General features: G+C 32.3%; 24 protein-coding genes. 15 read left to right on the top strand and 9 right to left on the bottom strand.

Annotated features, from left to right (window positions below):
* Positions 1-22: 22 nt before the first annotated feature.
* From ACFSSB_RS11765 to ACFSSB_RS11750, 4 genes are all read left to right on the top strand, one after another.
* On the top strand, positions 23-187 hold the full coding sequence (locus tag ACFSSB_RS11765; RefSeq protein WP_379904447.1) for a hypothetical protein: 165 nt from the start codon (positions 23-25) through the stop codon (positions 185-187).
* A 345-nt stretch (positions 188-532) separates the two neighbouring features.
* Positions 533-982, top strand: coding sequence for a 6-pyruvoyl trahydropterin synthase family protein (locus ACFSSB_RS11760; RefSeq protein ID WP_379904444.1), 450 nt, complete (start codon positions 533-535; stop codon positions 980-982).
* 225 nt (positions 983-1,207) lie between these two features.
* Complete coding sequence (locus ACFSSB_RS11755; RefSeq protein WP_379904442.1) at positions 1,208-1,969, top strand: UDP-2,3-diacylglucosamine diphosphatase; 762 nt, start codon at positions 1,208-1,210, stop codon at positions 1,967-1,969.
* A 2-nt stretch (positions 1,970-1,971) separates the two neighbouring features.
* A complete protein-coding gene (locus ACFSSB_RS11750; protein ID WP_379904440.1) occupies positions 1,972-2,274 on the top strand; it encodes a DUF3784 domain-containing protein in 303 nt (100 codons plus the stop codon).
* Between the two features lie 68 nt (positions 2,275-2,342).
* Here the strand turns inward: ACFSSB_RS11750 and nrtS are convergent, their stop codons facing one another.
* The 4 genes from nrtS to ACFSSB_RS11730 all read right to left on the bottom strand — a co-directional run bounded on the left by nrtS (position 2,343) and on the right by ACFSSB_RS11730 (position 6,070).
* Entirely contained in the window at positions 2,343-2,582 is a 240-nt protein-coding gene (gene nrtS, locus ACFSSB_RS11745; RefSeq protein WP_379904438.1) for a nitrate/nitrite transporter NrtS, read from the bottom strand.
* 30 nt (positions 2,583-2,612) lie between these two features.
* A complete protein-coding gene (locus tag ACFSSB_RS11740) occupies positions 2,613-3,881 on the bottom strand; it encodes an MFS transporter (RefSeq protein WP_379904436.1) in 1,269 nt (422 codons plus the stop codon).
* 4 nt (positions 3,882-3,885) lie between these two features.
* Positions 3,886-5,577, bottom strand: coding sequence for a single-stranded-DNA-specific exonuclease RecJ (gene recJ, locus ACFSSB_RS11735; RefSeq protein ID WP_379904434.1), 1,692 nt, complete (start codon positions 5,575-5,577; stop codon positions 3,886-3,888).
* A 70-nt stretch (positions 5,578-5,647) separates the two neighbouring features.
* A complete protein-coding gene (locus tag ACFSSB_RS11730) occupies positions 5,648-6,070 on the bottom strand; it encodes an OsmC family protein (protein ID WP_379904432.1) in 423 nt (140 codons plus the stop codon).
* A gap of 142 nt (positions 6,071-6,212) precedes the next feature.
* On the opposite strand from ACFSSB_RS11730, the gene ACFSSB_RS11725 reads away from it, so the two are divergent.
* Positions 6,213-6,803 (top strand): carboxymuconolactone decarboxylase family protein, encoded by a 591-nt coding sequence (locus ACFSSB_RS11725; protein ID WP_379904430.1) that lies wholly within the window; start codon positions 6,213-6,215, stop codon positions 6,801-6,803.
* Positions 6,796-7,554, top strand: coding sequence for a toxin-antitoxin system YwqK family antitoxin (locus ACFSSB_RS11720; protein WP_379904428.1), 759 nt, complete (start codon positions 6,796-6,798; stop codon positions 7,552-7,554). The genes ACFSSB_RS11725 and ACFSSB_RS11720 overlap by 8 nt, the downstream gene beginning before the upstream one ends.
* Positions 7,555-7,670: 116 nt before the next feature.
* On the opposite strand, the gene ACFSSB_RS11715 is transcribed toward ACFSSB_RS11720, so the two are convergent.
* The 4 genes from ACFSSB_RS11715 to rsmI are packed head-to-tail and all read right to left on the bottom strand — an operon-like array spanning position 7,671 to position 12,023.
* Positions 7,671-10,367: a COR domain-containing protein gene (locus ACFSSB_RS11715; protein ID WP_379904426.1), complete on the bottom strand. Its 2,697-nt coding sequence runs from the start codon at positions 10,365-10,367 to the stop codon at positions 7,671-7,673.
* Positions 10,364-10,942, bottom strand: a complete 579-nt coding sequence (locus ACFSSB_RS11710; protein ID WP_379904424.1) for a uracil-DNA glycosylase family protein — start codon at positions 10,940-10,942, stop codon at positions 10,364-10,366. The genes ACFSSB_RS11715 and ACFSSB_RS11710 overlap by 4 nt, the downstream gene beginning before the upstream one ends.
* Positions 10,943-10,960: 18 nt before the next feature.
* Entirely contained in the window at positions 10,961-11,305 is a 345-nt protein-coding gene (locus tag ACFSSB_RS11705; RefSeq protein WP_379904422.1) for a HopJ type III effector protein, read from the bottom strand.
* Positions 11,306-11,348: 43 nt separating this feature from the next.
* Positions 11,349-12,023: a 16S rRNA (cytidine(1402)-2'-O)-methyltransferase gene (gene rsmI / locus ACFSSB_RS11700; RefSeq protein WP_379904420.1), complete on the bottom strand. Its 675-nt coding sequence runs from the start codon at positions 12,021-12,023 to the stop codon at positions 11,349-11,351.
* 90 nt (positions 12,024-12,113) lie between these two features.
* Between rsmI and ACFSSB_RS11695 the strand changes: the two genes are divergently transcribed.
* A complete protein-coding gene (locus tag ACFSSB_RS11695; protein WP_379904418.1) occupies positions 12,114-15,164 on the top strand; it encodes a gliding motility-associated C-terminal domain-containing protein in 3,051 nt (1,016 codons plus the stop codon).
* A gap of 4 nt (positions 15,165-15,168) precedes the next feature.
* Here ACFSSB_RS11695 and ACFSSB_RS11690 read toward each other — a convergent pair whose 3' ends face one another.
* Positions 15,169-15,897, bottom strand: coding sequence for a hypothetical protein (locus ACFSSB_RS11690; protein WP_379904416.1), 729 nt, complete (start codon positions 15,895-15,897; stop codon positions 15,169-15,171).
* Between the two features lie 262 nt (positions 15,898-16,159).
* Here ACFSSB_RS11690 and ACFSSB_RS11685 point away from each other — a divergent pair, with 262 nt between their 5' ends.
* The 8 genes from ACFSSB_RS11685 (at position 16,160) to ACFSSB_RS11650 (ending at position 26,016) form a co-directional block, all read left to right on the top strand.
* On the top strand, positions 16,160-16,807 hold the full coding sequence (locus tag ACFSSB_RS11685) for a thymidine kinase (protein ID WP_379904414.1): 648 nt from the start codon (positions 16,160-16,162) through the stop codon (positions 16,805-16,807).
* Positions 16,800-17,909 (top strand): alanine racemase, encoded by a 1,110-nt coding sequence (alr, locus tag ACFSSB_RS11680; RefSeq protein WP_379904412.1) that lies wholly within the window; start codon positions 16,800-16,802, stop codon positions 17,907-17,909. The genes ACFSSB_RS11685 and alr overlap by 8 nt, the downstream gene beginning before the upstream one ends.
* Before the next feature lie 86 nt (positions 17,910-17,995).
* Positions 17,996-18,403 (top strand): large conductance mechanosensitive channel protein MscL, encoded by a 408-nt coding sequence (mscL, locus tag ACFSSB_RS11675; protein ID WP_215965586.1) that lies wholly within the window; start codon positions 17,996-17,998, stop codon positions 18,401-18,403.
* Between the two features lie 171 nt (positions 18,404-18,574).
* Positions 18,575-19,564: an aspartate-semialdehyde dehydrogenase gene (locus ACFSSB_RS11670; RefSeq protein ID WP_379904409.1), complete on the top strand. Its 990-nt coding sequence runs from the start codon at positions 18,575-18,577 to the stop codon at positions 19,562-19,564.
* Positions 19,565-19,750: 186 nt separating this feature from the next.
* The gene (locus tag ACFSSB_RS11665; RefSeq protein ID WP_379904407.1) at positions 19,751-20,752 is read left to right on the top strand and encodes a hypothetical protein; all 1,002 of its coding nucleotides are present in this window, start codon (positions 19,751-19,753) and stop codon (positions 20,750-20,752) included.
* A gap of 12 nt (positions 20,753-20,764) precedes the next feature.
* Positions 20,765-23,215 carry an FG-GAP-like repeat-containing protein gene (locus ACFSSB_RS11660; RefSeq protein ID WP_379904404.1) on the top strand — a complete coding sequence of 817 codons (2,451 nt, stop codon included), beginning with the start codon at positions 20,765-20,767 and terminating at the stop codon, positions 23,213-23,215.
* 83 nt (positions 23,216-23,298) lie between these two features.
* Positions 23,299-25,464: a prolyl oligopeptidase family serine peptidase gene (locus tag ACFSSB_RS11655; RefSeq protein ID WP_379904402.1), complete on the top strand. Its 2,166-nt coding sequence runs from the start codon at positions 23,299-23,301 to the stop codon at positions 25,462-25,464.
* A 141-nt stretch (positions 25,465-25,605) separates the two neighbouring features.
* Entirely contained in the window at positions 25,606-26,016 is a 411-nt protein-coding gene (locus tag ACFSSB_RS11650) for a hypothetical protein (RefSeq protein ID WP_379904400.1), read from the top strand.
* The last annotated feature ends 94 nt before the right edge of the window (positions 26,017-26,110 follow it).

The raw sequence follows: 26,110 nt of genomic DNA, 5'->3' as shown, positions 1-26,110 counted from the left end.
CTAAAATTCAATACTATAACATATGCTACTTTCACTTTTACAAGACGTAAGTATAGAAGAAAAAATAAAACAAGCTCCTAATAGTGCTTATGAAATAGGCGTTTTTATTGGCTCTATGCTCCCTTTTGTAATTTTAGTAGGACTTGCATATTTTATATACAGATACAATAAAAACAAAAAAGAATAAAATGGATATATTAAGTTTTTTAAGTGGTAACGGTTTATTTTTAATACTAGGTGTTGTTTTAATAATCATCTATTTTTATAACAGAAATAAACGCAGATAATCGCTTCGATATTAACAAACCTGTAAAACAATAACACTTTGTATTACAGGTTTTTTTTGGTTTAAACCTTCGTTTTAAAAAAGTACAACACGTATAAACAAAGGATTCTTTAAACTAGTTGCCTTAAAAAATAGACCTGTATATTTAATAACATGCTATTTATTTGCAACAAAAGGCAGCAAATTCCAACTAAAAAGCGATTGCTTTTACAAAATGAATATCTTTGCAGGGAAATGCACAATACAATGAGTAATATTAGAATTACAAAACAGTTCTCTTTTGAGACAGGACACGCGCTTTATGGTTACGATGGTAAATGTAAAAACGTTCATGGTCATAGTTACAGATTATTTGTAACCGTTATAGGTAAACCCATTACAGATAGTACCAACGTAAAGTATGGTATGGTTATAGATTTTGGAGATTTAAAAAAAATAGTAAAAGAAGATATTGTTGAAGTTTTTGACCACGCAACGGTTTTTAATAAAAACACACCACATCTTGAACTTGCAAAAGAATTATCTGCTAGAGACCACAATGTTCTTTTGGTAGATTACCAGCCAACTAGTGAAATGATGGTAATTGACTTTGCTAAAAAAATTAAAAAACGTTTACCTGAAAACATAAAATTACATTCGTTAAAGCTACAGGAAACTACAAGCTCTTATGCCGAATGGTATGCTAGTGATAATTAATTTTTGCACAAGCAGAAATCTCTTTATTAACAAAAAATGGTTTTTGTAATAGTAAAGAAAACAGCAAATATGTTGCGTTAGGGATTGCAGTGGCATCCTTTTTTTGCTGCCACATATGGCAAAAAAAGATATAACGAAAAGCCCGACCTTTAGGTAACGCCAAAAAAAAGAATACAACAACCTTAATAGATTCCTGCCTTTTCAGGAATTGTTTATATTTACAGTATGCAAATTCCAGAAGGAAAAAAAATATACTTCGCAAGTGATAACCATTTAGGAGCACCTACAAAAGAAGCTTCTCTTCCTCGCGAAAAAAAGTTTGTAGCTTGGTTAGATCATGTAAAACAAGATGCTGCTGCTATTTTTCTTTTAGGAGATATGTTTGATTTTTGGGTAGAATACAAAAACGTTGTACCTAAAGGATTTACAAGAACCCTTGGTAAACTTGCTGAAATTTCTGATTCTGGAATACCAATTTACTACTTTGTTGGTAATCATGATTTATGGATGAATGGGTATTTTGAAGAAGAGCTAAACATTCCTGTATACCACAAACCAAAGGAGTTTACCTTTAATAACAAAAGCTTTTTTATTGGTCATGGAGATGGTTTAGGTCCTCATGATAAAGGGTATAAGCGCATGAAAAAGGTTTTTACTAATCCTCTATGCCAATGGTTGTTTAAACAGGTGTTGCATCCAGATTTTGCCATGCGTATTGGGCAGTACATGTCTGTAAAAAACAAACTTATTTCTGGAGATGAAGATGCTACGTTTTTAGGAAACGATAAGGAATGGTTGGTACAATATTGCAAACGCAAATTAAAAGACAAACACAGAGATTTTTTTGTGTTTGGACACAGACACCTTCCTCTTGATATAGATTTAGAAAACAACGCTAAATACATTAACCTTGGCGATTGGATTCAATATTACACCTATGGTGTTTTTGATGGCGAAAACATGACTTTACAAACCTTTACCAACTAATTATGCTTGTAACTGCTTTTATTTTTATTCTGTTAGGTGCTTTAATAAAATATGGTAAATGCTATTTCTTAATAGCAGGATACAACACCATGAGTAAAGAAGAAAAAGAAAAGTATAATATTGAAGCTATAGCAACCCTTTTTAGAAATGTAATGTTTGGTATGGCTTTATTAATACTAATGGGTTATTTGGCTTCTAAATGGTTTTTAAATGCGAGTTTACAAAACATATTCTTTTATATTGCTTTAGGAATAGGTGTTCCGTATTTATTGATACAGTCAAACTCAAAAAAATATAAAAAATAAGCGCTTTATCCTCTAGATTGGCTTGCTTATACACGTATACCATTTTTGATGCTACATCTACAAAAGTGCTACACTTTCTGTTTCTGTAGTTTTACTTTTACGGAAGCATAGGTAGAAACCATATAAGGCACTGAAAAAGTAATAATCAGTTTTAAAAAGTTTAAATGCTTAAAATCTAAAGCGATTAGTTTTTCTCCTTGGTTTATCGAATTTAAAATTACACCAACAACTAGCGCTACTTTTATTGAAGATATTACAATTTCTTTTTCTGAAGCAATTTTAACTACTCTATTCACTTTATGTATCATTCTACAAAGGTATATTCTTAATTTATAAAACTATCCTGCATTTTCATGAGCTTCTAAATCCTTTGTTAAATCTAATTTTCTAAAGGTTGGTGAGACAATTCCTGTAGTTAATACTGTAATTAATGTCATGGTTCCGCCAAAAACAACAGCAGTTACTGTACCCATTAATTTTGCAGTTACACCACTTTCAAAAGCACCAAGTTCATTACTAGAACCAACAAACATCGAGTTTACCGAAGACACACGACCACGCATATTATCTGGTGTTTTAATTTGTAAAATGGTTTGACGTATTACCATAGACACACCATCTGTAACACCACTAAAAAACAATGCAACAACACTTACCCAGAAAATAGAAGAAAGGCCAAAAACAATAATACACACACCAAAACCAAAGATTGCTGCAAGTAATTTCATTCCTGCATTTTTACTAATAGGTATATATGCAGTGACTAACATGGTTAAAAAAGCACCAACAGCAGGAGCTGCTCTTAATACACCAAAACCTTCACTACCTACTTTTAAAATATCTTGTGCAAAAACAGGTAAAAGCGCAATAGCTCCTCCAAAAAGCACAGCTACCATATCTAGGGTTAGCGCTCCAAGAATTGCTTTTGTTTTAAACACAAAGTGCAAACCTTCTTTTAAACTTTGCATAACAGGCTCTCCTATTTTAGGGTTTAAAATGGGTTTCTTTTTTATTTGAAACAACACAATTAAAGACAGCATTACCAAGCCAAAAACAACACATAAAGACCAATGCACACCAATAGCACTTATTAATATTCCTGCAGTTGCAGGACCTAAAACACTTGCCATTTGCCATGTAGAACTACTCCAAGTTGCTGCGTTTGGGTACACCTTTTTAGGAACAATTAAAGCAATTAATGAAAAGATAGTAGGACCAAAAAAGGAGCGTAAAAAACCACCAAAAAACACCAAGGCGTAGATAGAATATAAAATGCTTTTTGTTGTCCAATCTTGCACAATTCTAGGCCAAGTAAGTAAAAACAAACCTAAACTTATTAAAGAAAATAAGGCAATACAGGTAGCTAATAGGTTTCGTTTTTCTCGTTGGTCTACAATATGTCCTGCAAATAGTGCCATAGATAATGCTGGAATAATTTCCATTAAACCAATAACTCCTAGTGATAAGGGATCTTTGGTAATACTATACACCTGCCACTCTATTACAATAAATTGCATAGACCAGCCAAAAACAAGTGCAAAACGCAATAACAAAAACGTATTAAATTCTTTATACCGAAGTGCTGCGTACGGATCTTTTTTTGCCATAAAATTATGCTTTAATGTCTCTCAACTTTAATTGTAAAGACACATTTCCTTGCCAATGATTTTCATCTACAGAATACACGGCTTTAAATAATTTTCTTTCTGTAACCAGATTTAGTTTATCTCCTAACCCAAAACCAATACACACTATTGTGTTTGCTTGTGGCTGTGTTACTGTAATTCGTAAATGCTTATCATCTTCACCAACACATTTTCCGTAACCTGTATCTTGTAAATCTTCGGTCATAAAAACAGGTGTCATATTTCCTGGACCAAAAGGCCCAAACTGACGTATAATGCGCATTAATTTACTATCTACTTCGTGCAAACTAATCTGTTGATCTATTTTAATTTCTGGAGTTAATAAATTCTTAGGTATCGTTTTAGAAACAGCATCTTCAAAAGCTTGTTTAAAAGCTTCGTAGTTTTCTTCTTTTAAGGTTAAACCTGCAGCATATTTATGACCACCAAACTGCTCAATATGTTCTGCGCAAGCCTCTAAGGCATTATACACATCAAAACCAGAAACAGAACGTGCAGAAGCCGCAAGCTTATCGCCACTTTTAGTAAACACTAAAGTTGGTCTGTAATAGGTTTCTATAAGTCTAGATGCTACAATACCAATAACCCCTTTATGCCAATCTTCTTGATACACCACAGTTGTAAAGCCTTCCTGCTCCTTTAAATCTTCAATTTGCTGCAAAGCTTCTTCGGTAATACGCCTATCTGCTTCTCTTCTATCTGTATTAAAAGCTTCTATTTCGGCCGCATATTTTTCGGCTAAAGAAAAATCCATTTCGGTTAATAAGGTTACAGCATAGTTACCATGTTTCATTCTTCCTGCTGCATTTATTCTTGGTGCAACGGTAAAAACAACATCTGTAATGGTAAGTTCTGTTTTTTTAACCTGATTAATAATGGCTTGAATTCCTGGTCTAGGATTACTGTTTATTACTTGCATACCAAAATAGGCAAGCACTCTGTTTTCTCCAGTAATAGGTACAATATCTGCACCAATTGCAGTGGCTACTAAATCTAAGTATTCTGTTAAATCTGCAATGGTTTTATTTTCTTTAGAGGCTAAGGCTTGAATAAGTTTAAAACCAACACCACAACCACAAAGTTCGTTAAAGGGATAGGTACAATCTTCTCTTTTTGGGTCTAGAACAGCAACAGCTTCGGGTAAATTTTTTCCTGGTCTGTGGTGATCACAAATTATAAAATCTACACCTTTTTCTTTTGCATAGGCAACTTTATCAATAGCTTTTACACCACAATCTAAAGCTATAATTAGCGTAAAATCATTGTCCTGTGCAAAATCTATTCCTTGGTAAGACACACCATAACCTTCTTCATAACGATCGGGAATGTAAGTGGCTACATTCTCGGTTCTTGTTTTTAAATACGAAGACATTAAAGCTACAGAAGAAGTACCATCTACATCATAATCACCAAAAACCAATATGTTTTCGTTTTGTTGAAATGCAGCCTCAATTCTAGCTACAGCTTTATCCATATCTTGCATCAAGAACGGATCGTGCAAATCACTTAAACTAGGTCTAAAAAACGTTTTTGCTTCTTCAAAAGTTTCTATTCCTCTTTGAAGTAATAGTGTAGCTACCACATCATCTACTTGAAGGGCTTCTTTTAAAGCTTCTAGTTTTTTTGTGTCTGGTTTTGGTTTAAGTGTCCAACGCATTTTAGTTGCTTAATCGTTTTTGTATTCTTTAAACAAGAGAAGAATATCTAATTCTGTTAAAGTGAAAATATTATTTATTATGGTAGTGAATAGACGTTTTAACTGTAGCAAACTTGCGAAACATCTCCATAACACCACAGTATTTTTCTACAGACAAGTCTACTGCTTTCTTAATTTTTGATTCGTTTAAATCTTTACCTGTAAAATGGTATTCTACAGTTACAGTGTGGTAATATTTAGGGTGTTCATCGGTAAGTTCTCCTTCAACAGTCATATAAAAACCTTCTACAGAAGCTTTCATTTTTTCTAAAACGGAAACCACATCTAAACCAGAACATCCTGCTAATGAAGATAACATCATTGCTTTAGGAGCCATTCCTGAGTTTGTACCTCCAAATTCTTCAGAAGCATCCATCATGATAGAATCCCATCTTGGGTTATCAGATTCAAAAACCATATTTCCTTTCCAGTTGGTAGTAATTTTATCAGACATATTATAATATTTTTTGTTTCTTGTGTAAGATTGTTATTAATAAATTAAGATACAATGCACATTTATCTATTTATTCTAACCAGGTTAGATTGTAAAAGAAGCTGTTTATTGTTGATTCAAAAATACTACTAAATAAAATATTATGCCATTAGTTACACCATTATCTGCAGACCATGATTTAGAAACCAAAGAGCTTGCAGAATTTTTTAATGAAACCCTTGGGTTTTGTCCAAACTCTGTATTAACCATGCAACGCAGACCTGCAATAAGCAAAGCTTTTATAAATTTAAACAAAGCTGTGATGGCTAATGAAGGAAGAGTAACCTCAGCTTTAAAACGCATGATTGCTTGGGTTTCTAGTAATGCTACAGGCTGTAGATATTGCCAAGCACATGCTATACGTGCTGCCGAACGCTATGGTGCTGAACAAGAACAATTAGATAATATTTGGGAGTACAGAACACATCCTGCATTTAACGAAGCAGAACGTGCGGCTTTAGATTTTAGCTTAGCTGCTAGCCAAGTACCAAATGCTGTAGATGCAACAATACAAAAACGTTTACACGAGCATTGGAATGAAGGTGAAATTGTAGAAATGTTGGGTGTTATTTCTTTGTTTGGTTATTTAAACCGTTGGAACGATAGTATGGCAACCACCTTAGAAGAAGATGCTATTGAAAGCGGAAATCAATTTTTAGGAAAACACGGATTTGAAGTTGGAAAACATGTTTAAAAACAGAACGTTTTACATCCTTTTTTTTGTTTTTATTTTTGTCTCTTGTAATAAAAAAGAAAAATCAGATACACTAACACTTATAGACAGAGGGAGTTATTCTTCTAGATATATTGATGGTTTACAGGTTTTTATTAAAGACAACCAGGTAATGGATGGTTATTATGTTGTTGGAAAAGACCTTATTAAATGGGAAGAATTTGAATTAAAAAAAGGAATTTTAAATGGTAGTTATATTACCTACCATCCCAACGGAAAAATGAGCTCAAACACCCAATATAGAAATGGAAAAATGCATGGTGAAGAGCAGCTTTTTTATCCCTCAGGTGAATTATTGAAAATTGTGCACTATCAAAATAATAAACAAGTTGGAGAAATAAAAGAGTTTTATGAAGGCGGACAAATTAAGAAGTTGTCTAAAATTAAAGATGAAAAAATTTATGAGTCTGTATTTTATAATAACGTAGGAAACATGATATCTCAAATGTTTATAAAAGACGGATTAAGAATCAGACAAAATATTCTTGAAGGTAAGATATTTTCAGAATACACATCATCTACCTACGATGATAATAAAACCATGAAGTTTTATAACCAAGATGGCACAGTGAAAAAGCATTTAAGGATGTATGAAAATAACAACACTCCTGTTATTATTGAATTAGATGAAAATGGAGAAGAAAAAAGGCGCATAGATTTTCAAAAAAATCCCGAAGAAGCACATCAGTATTTAAAACTTTGGAAAGGGTAATTATATCTTTTTGAAGGCACAAATACACGAATAATTTTAGTAAACCTTGCTAGAGATAGTGCAGTTTTGTTTTGTGGATTAATTATTATAACATATGACCTAAAACAAATTATAATTTACAACTTAAGATTAACTAAAATGTGATATAAATTTAGTTTTGTTTTACTTCTTTCATAAGATGTTCTGTATACTTTTATTTCAGATGCTTTAACATAAGTACTTGATAAATCAGTAGTCGAAATAAGCTTAATATCATTTATTTCTATTTCATTACAATATTTATAATACTTCTCAGCTAGAGAAACGAAATTAGAAGCTTCACAATAAATACCAACAAATTTTTCCGTTAATCCATTATAGTCATAATTCAACAAAGTTTTTTTAAGATGTATATCAATTACACTCTTTTTTAAGGAATTTAAGTTAAATCCTTCAAAAAATGTTATTGCATTTCCTCCTATAGTCTCAATTAAAATATCTAGTTCGCCTTGATTCCTTTCAGATTCAGATTTCCCTCTTTGCGTTTGATCGTTGCTGAAAAAACCTCTAGATATAAGTGACGGTCTTAATAAGTCTTGAAAATATATATTTCTTTCATCCTCAGAAAAAGATTCTATCATTTTAGCACGTCCTTGTAATCTTGAAAAAGCTTCCACAAAATCTCTAATTAAAGGTCTTTCGGTTTTACTTGACTTATAGCCAAGTAATAACTTTTCTATAGTAACTTTTTCAGTACTAAACTGACAATCAATCTCTTTCCTGTTTTTATTTAAAAATTTGTTTAAAACATCTTTAATAAACATATAAGGTTTTACACCTTCCGAACATTCATTACAATTGCAAGCTATTTTTTCCTGAAAATCAATAGGCAATAATTTTAAATCTCTATGAATTTGATGAATTTCATGTGAAATAATATTATACAAACTCCCTTTAATCTCTCCAATTACTGAAACATCAATTGTCTTTGAAAGTGTATTTAAAACTACAAGTGCTCTACTTTGTTCTGTATTAAATACTGCTCCAAATTTCCAAAACAATTCTTTTTCTAAATAATTATTCATTCTACAAATTAATCTTTCAATCAAGCCTGAAGGCATATATGAATAACAAATCTGAAACTTTAATGCTTCGGGAACCAAAAAGCTTTTTTTAATTTCTTCATTATCAATGCTTGCTTCAAGTAAAGCTGGAATAACATATAAATTATTTGAACCAATAACTTTGAAGCATATTTCAAACCTTTCCATTAACGATAAGATTTCATAATATTTATCTTCAGGGTAAATTGAGGCATCTAAACACTCTTTTAAGTCCTTTGAATTAAACAAACCATTGTTTTTTTGGATACTTAAAGAATGTATTAATTCATAAATAGCATTTGTTAGCCAATCTGGATTTAATATAACCAAATTACTTACTCTATAATCGTCATCGAAATAAATTATATCTCCTAAATCATTTAAATAACTGACGATATAATTGTCTTTTTTTAAATCATTTAAACTACAAATTGATTTAAACTCCCTATAATCAATATAATCTTTATTTACCTCCTTAAGTTTAACTCGAACATTATCCCAACTAATTGGAAGCTTATCTCCAATGTGAGGTAACTTAGAAATACAATCCTTTATTTGACTAACTAGTTCAGTTATTCCGTCTTTAGTGAAGCATGAAACCTTAATAAACCCATAAATATTATCAAATTTTTTCAAGTAACTATTCTCATCAATATTTTTTATTCGAACATCTGCCTTATTCATAACGATTATGACAGAACTACCATTACTAGTTCTTTGAATAGTGTTTAGCCAATAATCAAAATTTTCTTCTTCTGTATCAGATCTCGGTTCCCAAACTAAAATATAAACTGATCTTTGTGTTAAAAAAAATTGATGAGTAGAATATAGAATTTCTTGGCCTCCAAAATCCCAAGTATTAATTTTTACAGGCTTTTTAAAAAAAGCATCAGATCTAATATAATGTGGCTGGCTTGATAGTCTTAATTCTAAAAAGTCTTCATGATTAGAATGGAAATGAGCATACTCTTCCGATATTGTCTCATACAATACTTCTTCGCTATTAAAATTAACATCTTCTTCTTCATGAAACATATGATATTTGGGGTCTGAAAGAAAAATTAAATTATCATAATCTTCATGTCTATTATAAAATGATTTATTTGCAGGAAAAATCACATCCATTTCAAAGCTATTTACATCAATTCCATGAGTTGTGTTTTCTTTTCCAATCTCAACATCATAATTAATGTTTTTTAAAACTTTAATCAAAGTGGTTTTTCCCACTTCTCCTTTTCCAACCAATAACAACTTGGTTTCAAAAAGTTTTTTAATATTATCTCTTTGAGTTAGTGATTGAAGATAAAAACTTATATAAGATAAATCTTCTTGACCTTGAAACTCCGGAGGTAACCCCTTCAAAAACGGATTGTTATCAAAGATTATTTCAACATTTTTATTTAAGTAATTAAATTCACTTGGTATATGATTAAGTAAATTATAAGAGATGTTAATAGACTTAAATGAATAGTATTTACCTTCGTCTAACACAATATCTGTAAGACTATTATGACTAATGTTTAAATGCTGAAGATTATATAATTTAGATAATACATTGGGATAAACTAGAAATTGATTATAGCTCAAGTTTATATCCAATAAATAAGTCATATCAGAAATATCTATCGGAATTTCATTTAAGCCCAACCCACTCAAATCAAGAAACCTAAGCTTATTGGTTTTTGCCTCCTGTATTCTACCCTTTGCTATTTCAATAGTTTTTTCACTCATCTAACACAAATTAAGTTCTCTATTATTTTTCTTAACTCCGGAACAACATCCTCCTCAAACCAAGGATTTTTACCTTTCCAGAATCTATTATTAGGTGAAGGATGCGGAATAGGAAAATATTTAGGTAAATAGGCTTTATAATTGGCAACCGTTTCGGTTAGTGTATTTTTTGCGTCTTGTTGCAAATAGTATTTTTGAGCGTACAGACCAATTAATATCACTAATTCTATGTTTGGCATTTCTTGTAAAAGAGCTTCATGCCATTGTGGTGCGCATTCTTTTCTTGGTGGTAAATCTCCTGTTTTTCCTTTTCCTGGATAGCAAAAACCCATTGGCATTAATGCAAATTTGGTTTCATCATAAAACACTTCATCACTTACTCCTAACCATTTACGCAGTTGTCTTCCGCTAGGATCATTCCACGGAATTCCCGTTTTATGTACACTCGTTCCTGGTGCTTGCCCAATAATTACAATTTTAGATTTTGAATTTGCCGTTACTATTGGTCTTGGACCAAGAGGTAAATGTGCTTCGCAAATAGCACACTGACGTATTTTGTATAGCAACTCTTCCATGTAATAAAAGTAACATTTCTACTTCTTACTTAAAGGCGAACCTTTAAACTGCAATCCTTCAAAATCGGTTTTTATAAAGTTTCTTATGTTTTGATGTCCTTCGCCATTAGGTTCTTTTAAGACCTCATCAAAATAAAATGCGCCAAAACAAGCTAAAGTTTCTGCTTTAGATAAACCTTCGGCTATTGCAAATGCAAACAGTTTACAAGAACCAGAATTTTGTCCTTCTGCATTTTCTAAAGTACCGTTTTTAAAAGCTGTTGGTGTGAATGTATAATACAGATCTATAACCTCCATAGTTTCAGAAAACGCAATAGATTCAGGTGTTGTTTTTAATTTATTTTTAAAAGTAGCAATGTCCATTTTTAATATTTTTTAAACGCTTTATAACACAAAAACAATCTATTTATTTTTTAGTATTTCCTGCAACTACAATAACAATTTCTCCTTTTGGTGGTTTGTTACTATAGTGTTCTAGCACTTCTTTTGCTGTTCCTCTAACGGTTTCTTCGTATAGTTTTGTAAGTTCTCTAGAAACAGACACCTGTCTTTCTTCTCCAAAATATTCGCAAAAATGGCCAAGTGTTTTTATAAGTTTATGCGGACTTTCATAAAAAATCATGGTTCTTGTTTCTTCGGCAAGAAGTAACAATCTGGTTTGACGCCCTTTTTTAACAGGAAGAAAACCTTCAAAAACAAACTTATCATTTGGCAATCCGCTATTTACTAATGCTGGAACAAAAGCGGTTGCTCCTGGTAAACAATCTACTTCAATACCGTTTTCTACACAAGCTCTGGTTAGTAAAAAACCAGGATCTGAAATTGCAGGAGTTCCTGCGTCACTAATTAAAGCAATAGTAGTTCCTGCTTTTAACTTTTGTATTAATGCTTCGACCGTTTTATGCTCATTATGCATGTGGTGGCTTTGCATTGGTGTACCAATTTCAAAATGTTTTAAAAGCTTTCCTGAGGTTCTGGTGTCTTCAGCTAAAATTAAATCTGCTTCTTTTAAAACTTCAATAGCTCTAAAGGTGATATCTTTTAAGTTTCCTATTGGTGTTGGTACAATGTATAATTTCATTCCATTTTTATTTCTATTCAAATTTACAATCTTTTATAGTAATTGTACGCAACCTTTTTTATATTTTGGGAACTAATTGAAAACCAAACGATGAAAGTTAAAACTTCCTTTTTTTTATTTTTATTCTTTCATTTTATAACTAGTTATAGCCAAACAACAGATGTTTCTGTCTCTGTTGTAGCTCAAGATTTATCTGGAAATGATATTTCACAAGTACATATTTTTGAGCAATTTCAATACCTAGTTACGATTAGTAATTCTGGTAGCTCTGTTTCTAACGTATCTTTTACACAAACCATAAATATAGATGCCACTATTGTATCTTATATAAGCCAAAATCCTATTGGTGGCACTTCACTTATTACCGATTTTAGCCAAGATCTTAATGTAATTACTGGTACTATTGCAAGCTTACCTGCAGCTTCTAGTATTGAGGTTAAAGTGGTTGTTCAAGCTCCTGAAAGTATTGGTGGTATTGCTACTAACGTTAATGTTGCTCCTCCAACTACTATTACAGATACCAATACCAGCAATAATACTTCTATAATTTCTATAGATGTTACCGATGAACCCATAGATTTTACAATTACGCAAACGCAAATTTCTCCTACAGAAGGCACAGCCATTAGTGCTTGGAGTGACACTGTAACCTATCAATTTACCATTACAAATCATAGTACCATTTCATATCCTTTAAATGGCTTCTCTACCTATTTATCATTAGCCACACCACAAAGTTATGGTAAACCTTTTATGCAATTACTCTCTATAAATTGTATGAATGCCACAGGAGGAACTAATTGTGTAGACGCCATAACGGTTACACCAACACCAATAGAAATAAACTCTAGTAATGCAGTAAGCATTTTTAATTTTGAAGAAAGCCATGTATATACAGCTGGTGGCTCTTTAACTTTTGAAATGGTGTATCAATATTTAGAACCTGAATGTGCTGAAATTACAGATACCATAGAGGTTAATAGTTTTGGAGAAATTATACTTGCACATGACAATGTATCTTCTAATAACGCTAATAGTATAACTACTCCTTTATTAGAAGCACAACTATGTCAAGAAACAGATGTTTGTATAGAAACAGTACAAATAGACCCTTTACCTGTTGGTGCAGAAATTGCATGGAATGAAGAGGTTACTTATGAAACTACCATTTGTAATAACGGACCATTAGATGCAGATGTTTTGGTGAGTTTTAGAAACCAATCTAACAATGCGTTTTGGGATATTATCTCTATCACTTGTGAGCAAAACGAGACTACAATACCTTGTAGTGATTTATCTTTTGCAGATGCCGATCAATATTGGGTTAGCAACCTATTTAATATGCCTGTAGGAGAAATAGTAACCGTTAAAACAGTTATTGTTTTTTTAGAACCAGATTGCATTATTGGTAGCCTAGATGGTATTATAAGAACTGCCATAAATATAGAATCTGATGAAATTACAGATAGTGATTTTTCTAACAATACCGATTTTGATTATTTAACCCTACCAGCAGCAGAGGAATGTGATTCCTCAGATATTGAAGTAACCAAAACACAAATAAATCCTGCTTTACCAGAAGGAGAAACCCCTGATAACACTACAAGTTGGGGAAGCATTACCTATGCCATTACAGTTTCTAATTTAAGTGAAAACGATACTACTTTTGAGTTAATAGACTATATGCCTACAGGGTTTTCTTCTACTGTTTCTGCTTCTTTAGAGTCTGTAACCTGTGTTGCTACTACAGGAACTGCAAGTTGTTTTACCATTGAAAATACCAATATTGGCTTAGAATTAGATGGTATTTATGATGATAATGAAAATAATCCAGACATTTTTTGGCAAATTTTACCAGAAGAAAACAGACTTTTACCTGCTTTAAGCGCTATAACTTTTCATGTTACTGTAAACTGGTTTCCTATTTGTTCTACAGCAAGTATTCCTGCAACTAATTCAGTACAAGCAAATGCATCAGCTCCATTTATAGATCTTAATCAAGAAAACAATAACGCAAGTGTTACCACCTATTTTGCAGGATGTATAGATTTGGTAGTACAAACGTTTCCTGAATTTCCTACAGTAACCGCAAACCAATCTTTTAATTGGATAGTAGACATAACCAATAGCAACACGAGCTCTAGTGCCATAGATGTTGCTTTTGAAAACGAATTAGATGCAGTGTTTAATATAGTTGGCACACCAACATGTACAGTTACTTCTGGTACAGCAAGCTGTATAAACTCTTTTTCTATTGTTGAAAATCATATTTCAGGAATAATACCTACTATGGAAGCAGGTTCAACAGTTAGAATATTTATTCCTGTAGAAGCACCTGGTTTTGGTGGTGCTTTTGTTAATACTTCGGAAGCAATACCAAGTCCTATAAATAATGAAGAACAAACACCAGAAACTAATATTTCTATAAGTAGTGTTCAAGTATTAGCACCAACACTTGAAAAAATATTTAATCCTGATGAAATTTTTGAAGGCGAAGAAAGCATCTTAACATTTACTGTTTTTAATTTACCATCAAATACCGCACAAACTAATATTAGCTTTACAGATAATTTACCAACAACTATTAGTATTGCTGGTGAGGCCTATTGGGAAACAGATAATGGTTGTACTGCAATTTTTATTGGAGATATAGGAGACACCGCTTTTCAAGTAAGCAATCTTACTTTTCCTGAAGGCGTAACAAGTTGCTCTTTTTCTATTCCAGTAACTTCAAATACTGCTGGTACCTATACCAATAGCAATATTAATTTTAGTGACCAAAATAACATTGACACTTCAAACGCCAATGCCATACTTACGGTTTTAGCAGGCTCTAATACAAATACAACAGACACTTGTTTAGAAATTCCGCAAGGGTTTTCTCCTAACAACGATGGCACTAATGATGTTTTTACCATTACATGTATAGAAGACTATCCTAATGCCAAGCTACAAATCTATAACAGATATGGCACACTAGTTTATAAAAACAATAATTACCTAAATACTTGGGATGGTAGACCAAACACTGGTATTTTACACAAAGATGAAAAACGCTTACCTGTTGGTACTTACTTTTATGTTTTAGAACATAAAGATTTACCTAAACAAAGCATTGGTTGGGTGTACTTAAATTATTAAATTCTTATTGGTATTTACTTTCAATAATTTCCATAAAGCGTACTTCTATTTCTTCTTTATCTACCCAGTTTTCATAATCTGGTTTTACTATATTTTGAATAAAGTTTTGCGCATCAGCAAAAGACTCCAGCGTATTTATTTGTGAAATTACACGTTCGTAATCTTCATTTTTACCATCAAACAACTTCTTAATAAAGGCTATTTTATCATTTAACCCTATGTTTAAAGCTCCTTTTTTAAGCTTTTCGTTTAACGACTTTTTTTCATTTGTTTTCGTTACTTTTTCAAAAACAGGCATTTCTGTAAAGTCTGCAGTAATTTCTTCTAAGTCGTTTTTATGGTATTGAGGTTTTGGTATTATGGTATCTAAAAAATCATCTACATGCTGTGTTTCTTCAGGCATTTGAGCAACAATATCTTTTATTTTTTCGGTGGCATGCTCCATGATAGCTTCGTTTTCATTTTCGTCCATGTTAACATAAATCTTGTCTTCAATTTCTATGTTATCACTCACTTTATTATTAAAAGCAGTATCTAGCATATCAAAAAAGGAAGAATCGTTACCAATGGTAGGTAAGTTTTCATCAAAGTTTTCTTGGGCAAATTTTAAGATGGTAAGTTTTTCATAAAGAGCAGCAACCTCAGCATGCATTTTATTTATATCTTCTTTTCCTTTTAGCTTTAAAATTTTATGAGCAATGCTCATTAACTCAGATTCTAGCTTCCTCTTCATAACTTTTAAAATTTAATCTAATTTATACTTTTGATTTTTAATAAATTTGCGTCACCTTTATACATTACATAAAAAGGTTTTGTTTAATGAACTAAATGAAACTAATTTTATTGGATAAAAATTACCTTTTTGCATCGTTTTTTGTCTTTTTCTCTTTACACTGCTTAGCGCTGTAAACCTAAAAAGCCTTTAATTAGACACAAAACACTTGATTTTTAAGATAATAAAAAAGTTTAAAAAAGTTCCATGTTAAAATTACGAAATGTTTCTTGAAAATACAGTAAATCATAAAGAACAATTTGGGTGGATTGAGGTAATTTGCGGATCCATGTTTTCTGGTAAAACAGAAGAATTAATTCGCAGGCTCAAACGTGCACAATTTGCAAGGCAGAGAGTAGAAATATTTAAACCAGCAATAGATGTACGCTATGATGAAGAAATGGTAGTGTCTCATGATGCTAATGAAATTCGATCAACACCTGTTCCTGCAGCTGCCAATATTCCTATTTTAGCAGATGGTTGTGATGTTGTTGGTATTGACGAAGCACAATTTTTTGATGATGAAATTGTACGTGTTTGTAACGATTTGGCCAACAAAGGCATTCGTGTAATTGTTGCAGGACTAGATATGGACTTTAAAGGAAATCCTTTTGGTCCAATGCCAAACCTAATGGCTACGGCAGAATACGTTACTAAAGTACATGCTGTTTGTACAAGAACAGGTAATTTAGCGCAATATAGTTTTAGAAAATCGCAGAATGACAATCTTGTTTTACTTGGTGAAACCGAAGAGTATGAACCTTTAAGTCGTGCTGCTTATTACAAAGCCACTATGCGTGAAAAAATAAGAGCTATGAAAGTAGAAGGTGCAGAAGATATTTCTTCTAAACAAAACAAACCCAATGTCTAGTACTCAAGAAACAACACTTGAAATAGATTTAAAAGCGCTTACACACAATTATAAACACCTTAAATCTAGACTACAACCCAAAACAAAGTTTTTAGCGGTTGTGAAAGCCTTTGCTTATGGTAGCGATGCTACAGAAATAGCAAAACACCTACAAGATTTAGAAGTAGACTATTTTGCTGTTGCATATATTAATGAAGGTATTGCACTAAGAGATGCAGGAATTACAAAACCTATTCTAGTACTGCATCCTCTACCTATAAATTTTAAAACATTAATAGAGCGTTGCTTAGAACCGAGTATTTATAGTCTAAAAATATTAAAAGAATTTATAGCTATTGCTACTAAAGAAAAGCAGCAAAATTATCCTATTCACATAAAATTTAACACAGGTTTAAACAGGTTAGGTTTTAATGCTGAAGAAATAGATGAAGTTATAACGCTATTAAAAAATAACACTGCTATAAAAGTTACTTCTATATTTTCGCATTTAGCAGCTAGTGAAGATTTAAATGAAAAGGAATTCTCCTTAAATCAGATAAATCAATTTAAAGCTATTGCTGAAATATTTACTAAAAAAATAGGATACCAACCTACACTTCATATGTGTAACACCTCTGGAATATTAAATTATCCTGAAGCACATTTTGATATGGTTAGAAGCGGAATTGGCTTATATGGCTTTGGTAATTCTGAAAAAGAAAACCTAAACTTTAAACCTATTTCTACATTAAAATCTATTATTTCACAAATTCATACCATTTCTAAAGGAGAATCTTTGGGTTACAATAGAGCCTTTATAGCAACACAAACAACAAAAACAGCAACCATACCTATTGGTCATGCAGATGGTATTGGTAGGCAATATGGCAACGCTGTTGGTTTTGTTTTTATAAATAATAAAAAAGCACCTATTGTTGGTAATGTTTGTATGGATATGATTATGGTAGATGTTACAAACATAGATTGTAAAGAAGGAGATGAAGTAATTATTTTTGATGCAGAAGATCATACTGCCGAAAAATTAGCAAATGCAGCAAACTCGATTTCTTACGAGCTGCTTACTTGTGTTTCTCAACGTGTAAAAAGGGTGTTTCATCGTTAAAAATTTTGTTTACAATAATTAAATTCTTACTTTTTGTTAAAATTTTCAGTAATTTGCTTTTCAATTAACTAATAAAACAAAAGAACATGTTAAAAGAATTTAAAGATTTTATTATGACAGGGAATGTCATAGATTTAGCCGTAGCAGTTATTCTTGCAGGAGCAGTAGGAATGGTAGTTAACGGTTTTGTTTCAGATATTATGATGCCAATTGTTGGTAATTTTGCAGGTGGTGTAGATTTTGCTGATTTAAAATACGTGCTTTCTCCTGCAACTGTAGGAGCTGATGGTGCAGTAACTAAACCAGAAAACGCTATCATGTATGGTAAATGGATAAACTCAATCATCAACTTAATTATTGTTGGATTTGTTTTATTCATGATTGTAAAAGCATACAACAAAACAAAAACTCCTCCAGCTCCTGCTCCAGCAGCTCCTAAAGGACCATCGCAAGAAGAATTACTTGCAGAAATTAGAGATTTATTAAAAAAGTAATTTATTCTATAAATCACTTTAATTATATAAAATTCAACCAATTAACTAAAAAGCCTTATTTTATTTAAAATGAGGCTTTTTTTATGCTTTATTTTTAACAAAAAAAAGGTAATGTATTAATGGTTTGCATTTATAAATGCTATAATTTTGTAGACTAAATTTTATAAAAAAATGAAAGTAGCTGTAGTTGGTGCCACTGGAATGGTTGGCGAAGTTATGAGACAAGTGCTTGTAGAACGTAATTTTCCTGTAACAGAATTTATTCCTGTTGCTTCAGAAAGATCTGTAGGTAAAGAAATTGAATTCAATAACAAAACATTTAAGGTAGTAGGTTTACAAACTGCTGTAGACATGAAACCAGATATTGCAATATTTTCTGCTGGTGGAAGCACCTCGTTAGAATGGGCTCCTAAATTTGCAGAAGTAGGAACAGTAGTTATAGATAATTCTTCGGCTTGGAGAATGGATCCTACCAAAAAACTTGTTGTTCCAGAAATTAATGCAAAAGAACTTACTAAAGAAGATAAAATTATAGCAAACCCTAATTGTTCTACTATACAATTGGTTTTAGCATTATCTCCGCTTCATGAAAAATACAAAATGAAACGTGTGGTTATTTCTACTTACCAATCTGTTTCTGGTACAGGAGTTAAAGCGGTACAACAACTAGAAAACGAAATAAAAGGAATAGAAGGCGAAATGGCCTACCCTTACCCAATTAGCAGAAATGCTTTACCTCATTGTGATGTTTTTGAAGAAAACGGATACACAAAAGAGGAAATGAAACTTGCTAGAGAGCCTCAAAAAATATTTAATGACAAAACATTTTCTGTTACTGCAACTGCTGTAAGAATACCTACAGCTGGTGGTCACTCTGAATCTGTGAATGTAGAGTTTGAAAATGATTTTGACTTAAAAGATGTTAGACAACTTTTAACCGAAACCTCTGGTGTTATTGTTCAAGATAATACTGCAAAAAACGAATACCCAATGCCTATTTTAGCAAATGGTAAAGACGAAGTTTTTGTAGGAAGAATTAGAAGAGATGAAACACAGCCAAATACATTAAACATGTGGATTGTTGCAGATAATTTAAGAAAAGGTGCTGCAACCAACGCTGTGCAAATTGCAGAATACTTAGTAAACAACGAATTAGTTTAAATATTTCAATATATTTTAACACATAAATTACTGTAACATAATTATTTTTACAGTTATCTTATAAAAAATCATTACCTTATTAGCCTTATAATTTTATATATGGCTAATAAGGTTTTTTATTTTGTCTATACTTTTTTTCTGTGTATACTTTTTATTTCTTGTAACGCAGATGACAACTATGTGCCAATGGAAACAACAGAAACTTCTCCTGTTGTTTTTGATATCACACAAGTGCCTTACAACACACTTTCTGAATACCAATTTTTTGAAGGCACTCTAAACAACCTAAACCCAGTTTATGGTGTACTTCCCTATGATTTAAGTTCTACACTTTTTTCAGATTACGCAAAAAAGAAACGCTTTATTTGGATGCCTGAAAATGTAAAAGCCAACTACAATGGCGAACACCAAATACTTAATTTTCCTATTGGTACCATCTTAATTAAAAATTTCTATTACAATAATGTGCTTCCTAATAATGAAACAAAACTAATAGAAACCAGACTGATGATTCACAAAGCTGAAGGTTGGATTTTTGCAAATTATATTTGGAATGACGCACAAACAGAAGCTTATTTTGATCTTGACGGAAGTGTTGTTGATGTAACTTGGAGCGAAACAACAGAAACTAAACAAGTAGCCTATAGAATTCCTAGTGAATCACAATGTCATACTTGCCACAAATCTGGAGACACCTCAATTCCTATTGGACCAAAACCTAGAAACTTAAACATTTCTAAAAACTATGGAACCCAAACGATGAACCAATTACAAAAATGGGTAGATTTTGGGTATTTAAATGAAAATCCTTCAAATATAGAAACGCTTCCTAATTGGCAAGACCAATCGCTTTCTCTTAACGAAAGAGCTAGAGCATATTTAGACATTAATTGTGCTCATTGTCATTCTGAAGAATCGCATTGTGCCTATAGACCTGTTCGGTTTAACTTTGACGCTACTACCAATCCTGAAAACTTAGGAATATGTGTGGTTCCTGACACAGACCTTGGTGTAGGATTAACACATATTGTAGAACCACAAAACACCAGAAATTCTGTGCTTTTTTACAGAATAAACGAAACAGAAGAATCTATTAGAATGCCTCTTTTAGGCAGAACTCTAAAACACGTTGAAGGCATAGAACTTATAGAAGATTGGATAAACGCATTAAGCATACAATGCAACTAAAACCAGATAAAAATGAAAAAAATTACGCTTTTACTTTCTCTACTTTTATGTAGTTACTACACTACAGGGCAAGTACTAAATCAAGATGCAAATTGGCCTAATACTAGTTGGGACTTAGACGGATCTTATGAAACAGACGCAGCTATTTTTACCGGAAACCCAACTGTAACAGGTGGTTCTTCAAGTTTTTCTTTTGATGAAGATGAAGCAGGTGGTTCTTCTATAAATAATATAGGTGTGCAGTCTCCTACTATTAATTTAACCAATGCTTTTAATGCTGGTGAATACTCTTTAGTTGTAACTTCTACTTACGTACTTAATGTATATCAAAATGAATCTTTAAATCTTCAGTATTGGAATGCAGATGCTAGTACTTGGGTAAATTGGGGACCAACCTATACTGTCGATACTCCTGGTGCTCCTACTGTAGATTTTTGTAGTGGCACCAGAGCTGTTTTTAATAGCGGAGAACTAGATATTGCTGGTTTTTCTAGCAACCAATTACAAAATTTTAGATATCGTATTTACTATAATGATAACGGTTCTTATGGTTGGGGAATTTGTTTTGACTCGCCAAACATACAGTCTATTGCTCCTCCTAACTGTGCAAACGTTACAGATATACATATTTGCAACCTAACGCATAACGCTGCAGATATTTATTGGTCTCCTGGAAGCAATGAAGTTTCATGGCAAGTTGCTATACAAGCACAAGGAGCAGGAGAACCAACCTCTAGCACCTCAACAAGCACTAACAGCTATATGGCTTCAGGATTATCTGCAAATTCTAACTACGAGATTTATATTAGAGCACAATGCCTTGACGGAACTGGTTTTAGTTCTTGGGTTACACTTGCATTTACAACCAATGATACTCCGCTTGCATCTGGTGTGTTTGCTTTTACACAAAACAATAGCATATCTATGTTTGGAACGAGTTATGCTGTGGTAGATATGAATAGTGACGGATTAGACGATATGATTGCTGCTTCTGCAACAAGTCTTAATATTACCTACCAATCTAGTAATGGTTGCTATAATGAAACGGTTTATAATGCGATAGCTAATTATGGTCCAGGATGGAGTATTGCTGCTGGAGATTTAGATGGTAATGGATATAATGATTTATTATATGCCGCAGGAAATGGTGTGTCTTTTATGTTAGCAAATGCAGATGGTACTAGTTACTCACAAAGCTATAACACTTCAGATTACGTTTTTTCACAACGTTCTAATTTTATTGACATTAATAATGATGGTAATTTAGATGCTTTTGTTTGTCATGATGTAGAACCTAACGTATACTTTATTAATGATGGTTCTGGCGGATTATCGTATTACCAAGGCGCTTCTACTAATGTACCAAACGGATTAGGAGTACATCCAAATGGAGGAAATTACGGAACCGTTTGGGTAGATTATGATAATGATGGTGATGCAGATATGTTTATTGCTAAATGTAGAGGTGGTAATGTTACTCATAAAATAAATGAATTGTGGCGTAATGATGGTAATGGTGTATTTGTTAATGTTGCTGCTGATACAGGAGTAAACCTTGCAGATCCTGTACAAACTTGGTCTTCTGCTTGGGCAGATTTTGATAATGATGGTGATATGGATGCTTATATTGGTGCAAGTTCAAGTTCTGATGGTAGCCACAAATACATGTTAAATAATGGTGATGGTACTTTTACAGATGCTACAGCTACGGCAAATGTTAGTAGCGCTCCTTACGGAATTGAAAATGCACCAGCAGATTTTAATAATGATGGTTACGTAGATATTTTATCAAACGGACAAATTTTACTTAATAATGGAGATAATTCTTTTACAGTTACAAGCAGTAATATGCCTCCTAGTGGTGCTATTGGTGACCTTAATAACGATGGCTTTTTAGATGTTTTTAAAGGAAGTTTATATCTAAACAATCCTAATCAAAATAACTGGATTAAAATAAGAACACAAGGAACCACTAGTAATACAAATGGTATAGGAGCAAGAATTGAAATAGTAACGCCTTCAGGAAATCAAATTAGAGATGTAAGAAGTGGTGAAGGTTTTGAATTTATGAGCACACTAAATGCACATTTTGGTATTGGTACAGACACAGAAATTACTAGCCTAACCATTACTTGGCCTTCTGGTATTGTAGATGTAATATTTAACCCAGCAATTAATGAAACCATTACAACTGTTGAAGGCGAAAACCTGAGTGTAGCTAACAATACACTAGAAGCAGATATTGTTATTTATCCTAATCCTACAAAAGATATCGTGCATATCACTTCTTCTGTAGCCTTAAACCATGCTACATATACCATTTATGATATTACCGGAAAACAAGTCTTAAATGCAAACCTAATTGCTAATACTATTGATGTTTCTAAATTAAGCACAGGAATATATGTATTAAAAATCATGGCAGACGGAAAACAAAAAACACAAAAATTAGTAAAACAATAAACCTTAAAAGTTTCTTAAAAGCTCTAATAGTCATTTATTAGAGCTTTTTTTATACTATTTTTATACCAATTAATTTTTTTAAAATGAAAAAGATAACACTTAGTTTAATTACACTAATAACTATAATGGCTTGTAAAGAAGAACAAAAACAAGTAGAAAGAGACATTTCTGTTGACTACCCTAAAACTAAAAAAGTAGACACAGCAACCAACTATTTTGGTGTAACTATTAAAGACCCTTTTAGATGGCTTGAAGATGACAGAAGCACGGAAACAGAAAACTGGGTAAAAAATCAAAACCAGGCAACCTTTAGTTATTTAGACAATATTCCTTATAGAAAAGAACTAAAAGAACGCCTTGAAAAACTATGGAATTATGAAAAAGTAGGAGCACCTTTTAACCAAGGCGATTATACCTATTTTTATAAAAACGATGGCTTACAAAACCAATATGTAATTTACAGATATAAAAAAGGAAGCAATCCGGATACAGCAGAAGTTTTTCTAGATCCTAATAAATTTTCTGAAGATGGTACCACTTCTTTAGGTGGAACAAGTTTTACAAAAGACGGAAAAATTTTAGCCTACGCTATTTCTGAAGGAGGTAGTGATTGGAGAAAGATTTTAATAATGAATACCGAAACCAAAGAAATTATGGAAGATACTTTGGTTGACATTAAATTTAGTGGCATGTCTTGGTATAAAAACGAAGGATTCTATTATTCTAGTTATGATAAACCTAAAGGAAGTGAACTTTCTGCAAAAACAGACCAACACAAAGTATACTACCATAAACTTGGCACACCTCAAAAAGAAGATCAACTTATTTTTGGTGGTACAGAAGCTCAAAAACATAGATATATTTACGCAAACGTTACGGAAGACAACAAGTATTTGTTAATATCACCAAAGGTTTCTACCTCTGGAAACAAACTTTATATTAAAGATTTATCAAACCCAAATAATCCTTTAGTAACTATTTTAGACCATACAGAAAGTGACACTTACGTTATTGATAATGTAGACAGCAAATTGTATTTAGTAACAAACTTAAATGCTCCTAATCAAAAAATAGTAACTGTAGACGCTGCAAATCCTACTCCAGAAAACTGGGTAGATTTTATTCCAGAAACCGAGTATGTTTTAAGCCCTTCTAAAGGAGGTGGTTATTTCTTTACAGAATACATGGTAGACGCCATTTCAAAAATAAAACAATATGATTATGACGGAAAATTTATTAGAGATATAGAACTTCCAGGCGTTGGAAATGCTGGTGGCTTTGGCGGAAAAAAAGAAGAAAAAATAGACTACTATTCTTTTACCAATTACAATACTCCTTCTAGTATTTATAAATACGATATGGAAACTGGTACCTCTGAATTATACTGGAAACCAAACATCGATTTTAACCCAGAAGATTATACCAGCAAACAAGTATTTTACAACTCTAAAGATGGTACAAAAATACCAATGATAATCACCCACAAAAAAGGAGTAGAACTAAACGGAAAAAACCCAACCATACTTTATGGTTATGGAGGATTTAACGTAAGTTTAAACCCTTCTTTTAGTATTGCAAATGCCGTTTGGATGGAGCAAGGCGGAATTTACGCTGTGCCTAATCTTCGTGGTGGTGGTGAATATGGTAAAAAATGGCATAAAGCAGGAACGCAATTACAAAAACAAAATGTGTTTGATGATTTTATTGCTGCTGCAGAATACTTAATAGCAAACAAATATACTTCTAGTGATTATTTAGCAATTAGAGGAGGCTCTAATGGAGGTTTACTTGTTGGTGCAACCATGACGCAACGTCCAGATTTAATGAAAGTAGCCTTACCAGCAGTTGGTGTTTTAGACATGTTACGCTACCACACATTTACCGCTGGAGCTGGTTGGGCTTATGACTACGGAACCGCAGAAGACAACAAAGAAATGTTTGAATATCTTAAAGCATACTCGCCTGTACATAACGTAAAAGAAGGCGTGCAATATCCTGCAACCTTAGTAACTACAGGTGACCATGATGATCGTGTTGTTCCTGCACACAGTTTTAAGTTTGCTGCAGAGTTACAAGACAAACAAACGGGAAACAACCCAACACTTATACGTATTGAAACAGATGCAGGACATGGTGCAGGAACTCCTGTTAGCAAAACCATAGAGCAATATGCAGATATTTTTGGTTTTACTCTTTACAATATGGGGTTTGACGTACTACCTGAAAAAACAAAAGAATTTAAAGATTAAAAAAAACAACAATCACCTAGCCTGTTTGGTTTTATAAACTAAACAGGCTTTTTTTTGCACGCTATTTCTTATTTAAAAAAAACTTAAATTATTATTTTATTTTGGAAGTAATCATCTATTGCAATAGTTTTGCATGCGAATATGAATAAAATAGTCACTAAATATTTATCGTTAATCGTGCTCTTGTTTCTTTCAGGAGCCATAAATATGTATGCAAATACTTCGGTTGATGCAGACTATTCTTTAGTTAATATTCAAGAAACTAACGCTTCTTTTGTTAACAAACAAAGCAACAACCTTCACTTTTCTATTCAACATAACGAAGACATTGAATTGTTTTTTGATTATACAGAAGCTGAAGAAACAGAAAATGAAGAATCTATTACTAGCAGTACAATTAACTCTTTACAAAGTTATATCTCTGCTTTTTCTCATGCACAACAACTAAATAATTTATCCTCTAAACTTCAAAAAGAGGTTAACAGTTTCAAACATACGGTTTGTCAACCTTCGACAAAACTTCACATCAGATTAGAAGTCTTTATAATCTGATATTCTTTCTTATAAACCAGTATTCCTATTGGTTTATTATTTATTTCAACCTTTTAATATAACACAAACAGCCAGTCTTGTGCCTTATTGGTAT

Origin of the sequence: Lacinutrix gracilariae (assembly GCF_042684485.1) — a bacterium.
Classification (GTDB): domain Bacteria; phylum Bacteroidota; class Bacteroidia; order Flavobacteriales; family Flavobacteriaceae; genus Oceanihabitans; species Oceanihabitans gracilariae.
This window is presented reverse-complemented; position numbering and strand designations above follow the sequence as displayed.

Bases quoted from the DNA above. Each gene is read 5' to 3' on its own strand.
- alr (WP_379904412.1), top strand. From the start codon at position 16,800: ATGTCTAGTACTCAAGAAACAACACTTGAAATAGATTTAAAAGCGCTT.
- ACFSSB_RS11760 (WP_379904444.1), top strand. From the start codon at position 533: ATGAGTAATATTAGAATTACAAAACAGTTCTCTTTTGAGACAGGACAC.
- ACFSSB_RS11730 (WP_379904432.1), bottom strand. From the start codon at position 6,070: ATGTCTGATAAAATTACTACCAACTGGAAAGGAAATATGGTTTTTGAA.
- ACFSSB_RS11710 (WP_379904424.1), bottom strand. From the start codon at position 10,942: ATGGAAGAGTTGCTATACAAAATACGTCAGTGTGCTATTTGCGAAGCA.
- ACFSSB_RS11740 (WP_379904436.1), bottom strand. From the start codon at position 3,881: ATGGCAAAAAAAGATCCGTACGCAGCACTTCGGTATAAAGAATTTAAT.
- ACFSSB_RS11750 (WP_379904440.1), top strand. From the start codon at position 1,972: ATGCTTGTAACTGCTTTTATTTTTATTCTGTTAGGTGCTTTAATAAAA.
- ACFSSB_RS11720 (WP_379904428.1), top strand. From the start codon at position 6,796: ATGTTTAAAAACAGAACGTTTTACATCCTTTTTTTTGTTTTTATTTTT.
- nrtS (WP_379904438.1), bottom strand. From the start codon at position 2,582: ATGATACATAAAGTGAATAGAGTAGTTAAAATTGCTTCAGAAAAAGAA.
- ACFSSB_RS11755 (WP_379904442.1), top strand. From the start codon at position 1,208: ATGCAAATTCCAGAAGGAAAAAAAATATACTTCGCAAGTGATAACCAT.
- ACFSSB_RS11685 (WP_379904414.1), top strand. From the start codon at position 16,160: ATGTTTCTTGAAAATACAGTAAATCATAAAGAACAATTTGGGTGGATT.
- ACFSSB_RS11655 (WP_379904402.1), top strand. From the start codon at position 23,299: ATGAAAAAGATAACACTTAGTTTAATTACACTAATAACTATAATGGCT.
- ACFSSB_RS11715 (WP_379904426.1), bottom strand. From the start codon at position 10,367: ATGAGTGAAAAAACTATTGAAATAGCAAAGGGTAGAATACAGGAGGCA.
- ACFSSB_RS11705 (WP_379904422.1), bottom strand. From the start codon at position 11,305: ATGGACATTGCTACTTTTAAAAATAAATTAAAAACAACACCTGAATCT.
- mscL (WP_215965586.1), top strand. From the start codon at position 17,996: ATGTTAAAAGAATTTAAAGATTTTATTATGACAGGGAATGTCATAGAT.
- ACFSSB_RS11690 (WP_379904416.1), bottom strand. From the start codon at position 15,897: ATGAAGAGGAAGCTAGAATCTGAGTTAATGAGCATTGCTCATAAAATT.
- ACFSSB_RS11695 (WP_379904418.1), top strand. From the start codon at position 12,114: ATGAAAGTTAAAACTTCCTTTTTTTTATTTTTATTCTTTCATTTTATA.
- ACFSSB_RS11725 (WP_379904430.1), top strand. From the start codon at position 6,213: ATGCCATTAGTTACACCATTATCTGCAGACCATGATTTAGAAACCAAA.
- rsmI (WP_379904420.1), bottom strand. From the start codon at position 12,023: ATGAAATTATACATTGTACCAACACCAATAGGAAACTTAAAAGATATC.
- recJ (WP_379904434.1), bottom strand. From the start codon at position 5,577: ATGCGTTGGACACTTAAACCAAAACCAGACACAAAAAAACTAGAAGCT.
- ACFSSB_RS11650 (WP_379904400.1), top strand. From the start codon at position 25,606: ATGAATAAAATAGTCACTAAATATTTATCGTTAATCGTGCTCTTGTTT.
- ACFSSB_RS11670 (WP_379904409.1), top strand. From the start codon at position 18,575: ATGAAAGTAGCTGTAGTTGGTGCCACTGGAATGGTTGGCGAAGTTATG.
- ACFSSB_RS11660 (WP_379904404.1), top strand. From the start codon at position 20,765: ATGAAAAAAATTACGCTTTTACTTTCTCTACTTTTATGTAGTTACTAC.
- ACFSSB_RS11765 (WP_379904447.1), top strand. From the start codon at position 23: ATGCTACTTTCACTTTTACAAGACGTAAGTATAGAAGAAAAAATAAAA.
- ACFSSB_RS11665 (WP_379904407.1), top strand. From the start codon at position 19,751: ATGGAAACAACAGAAACTTCTCCTGTTGTTTTTGATATCACACAAGTG.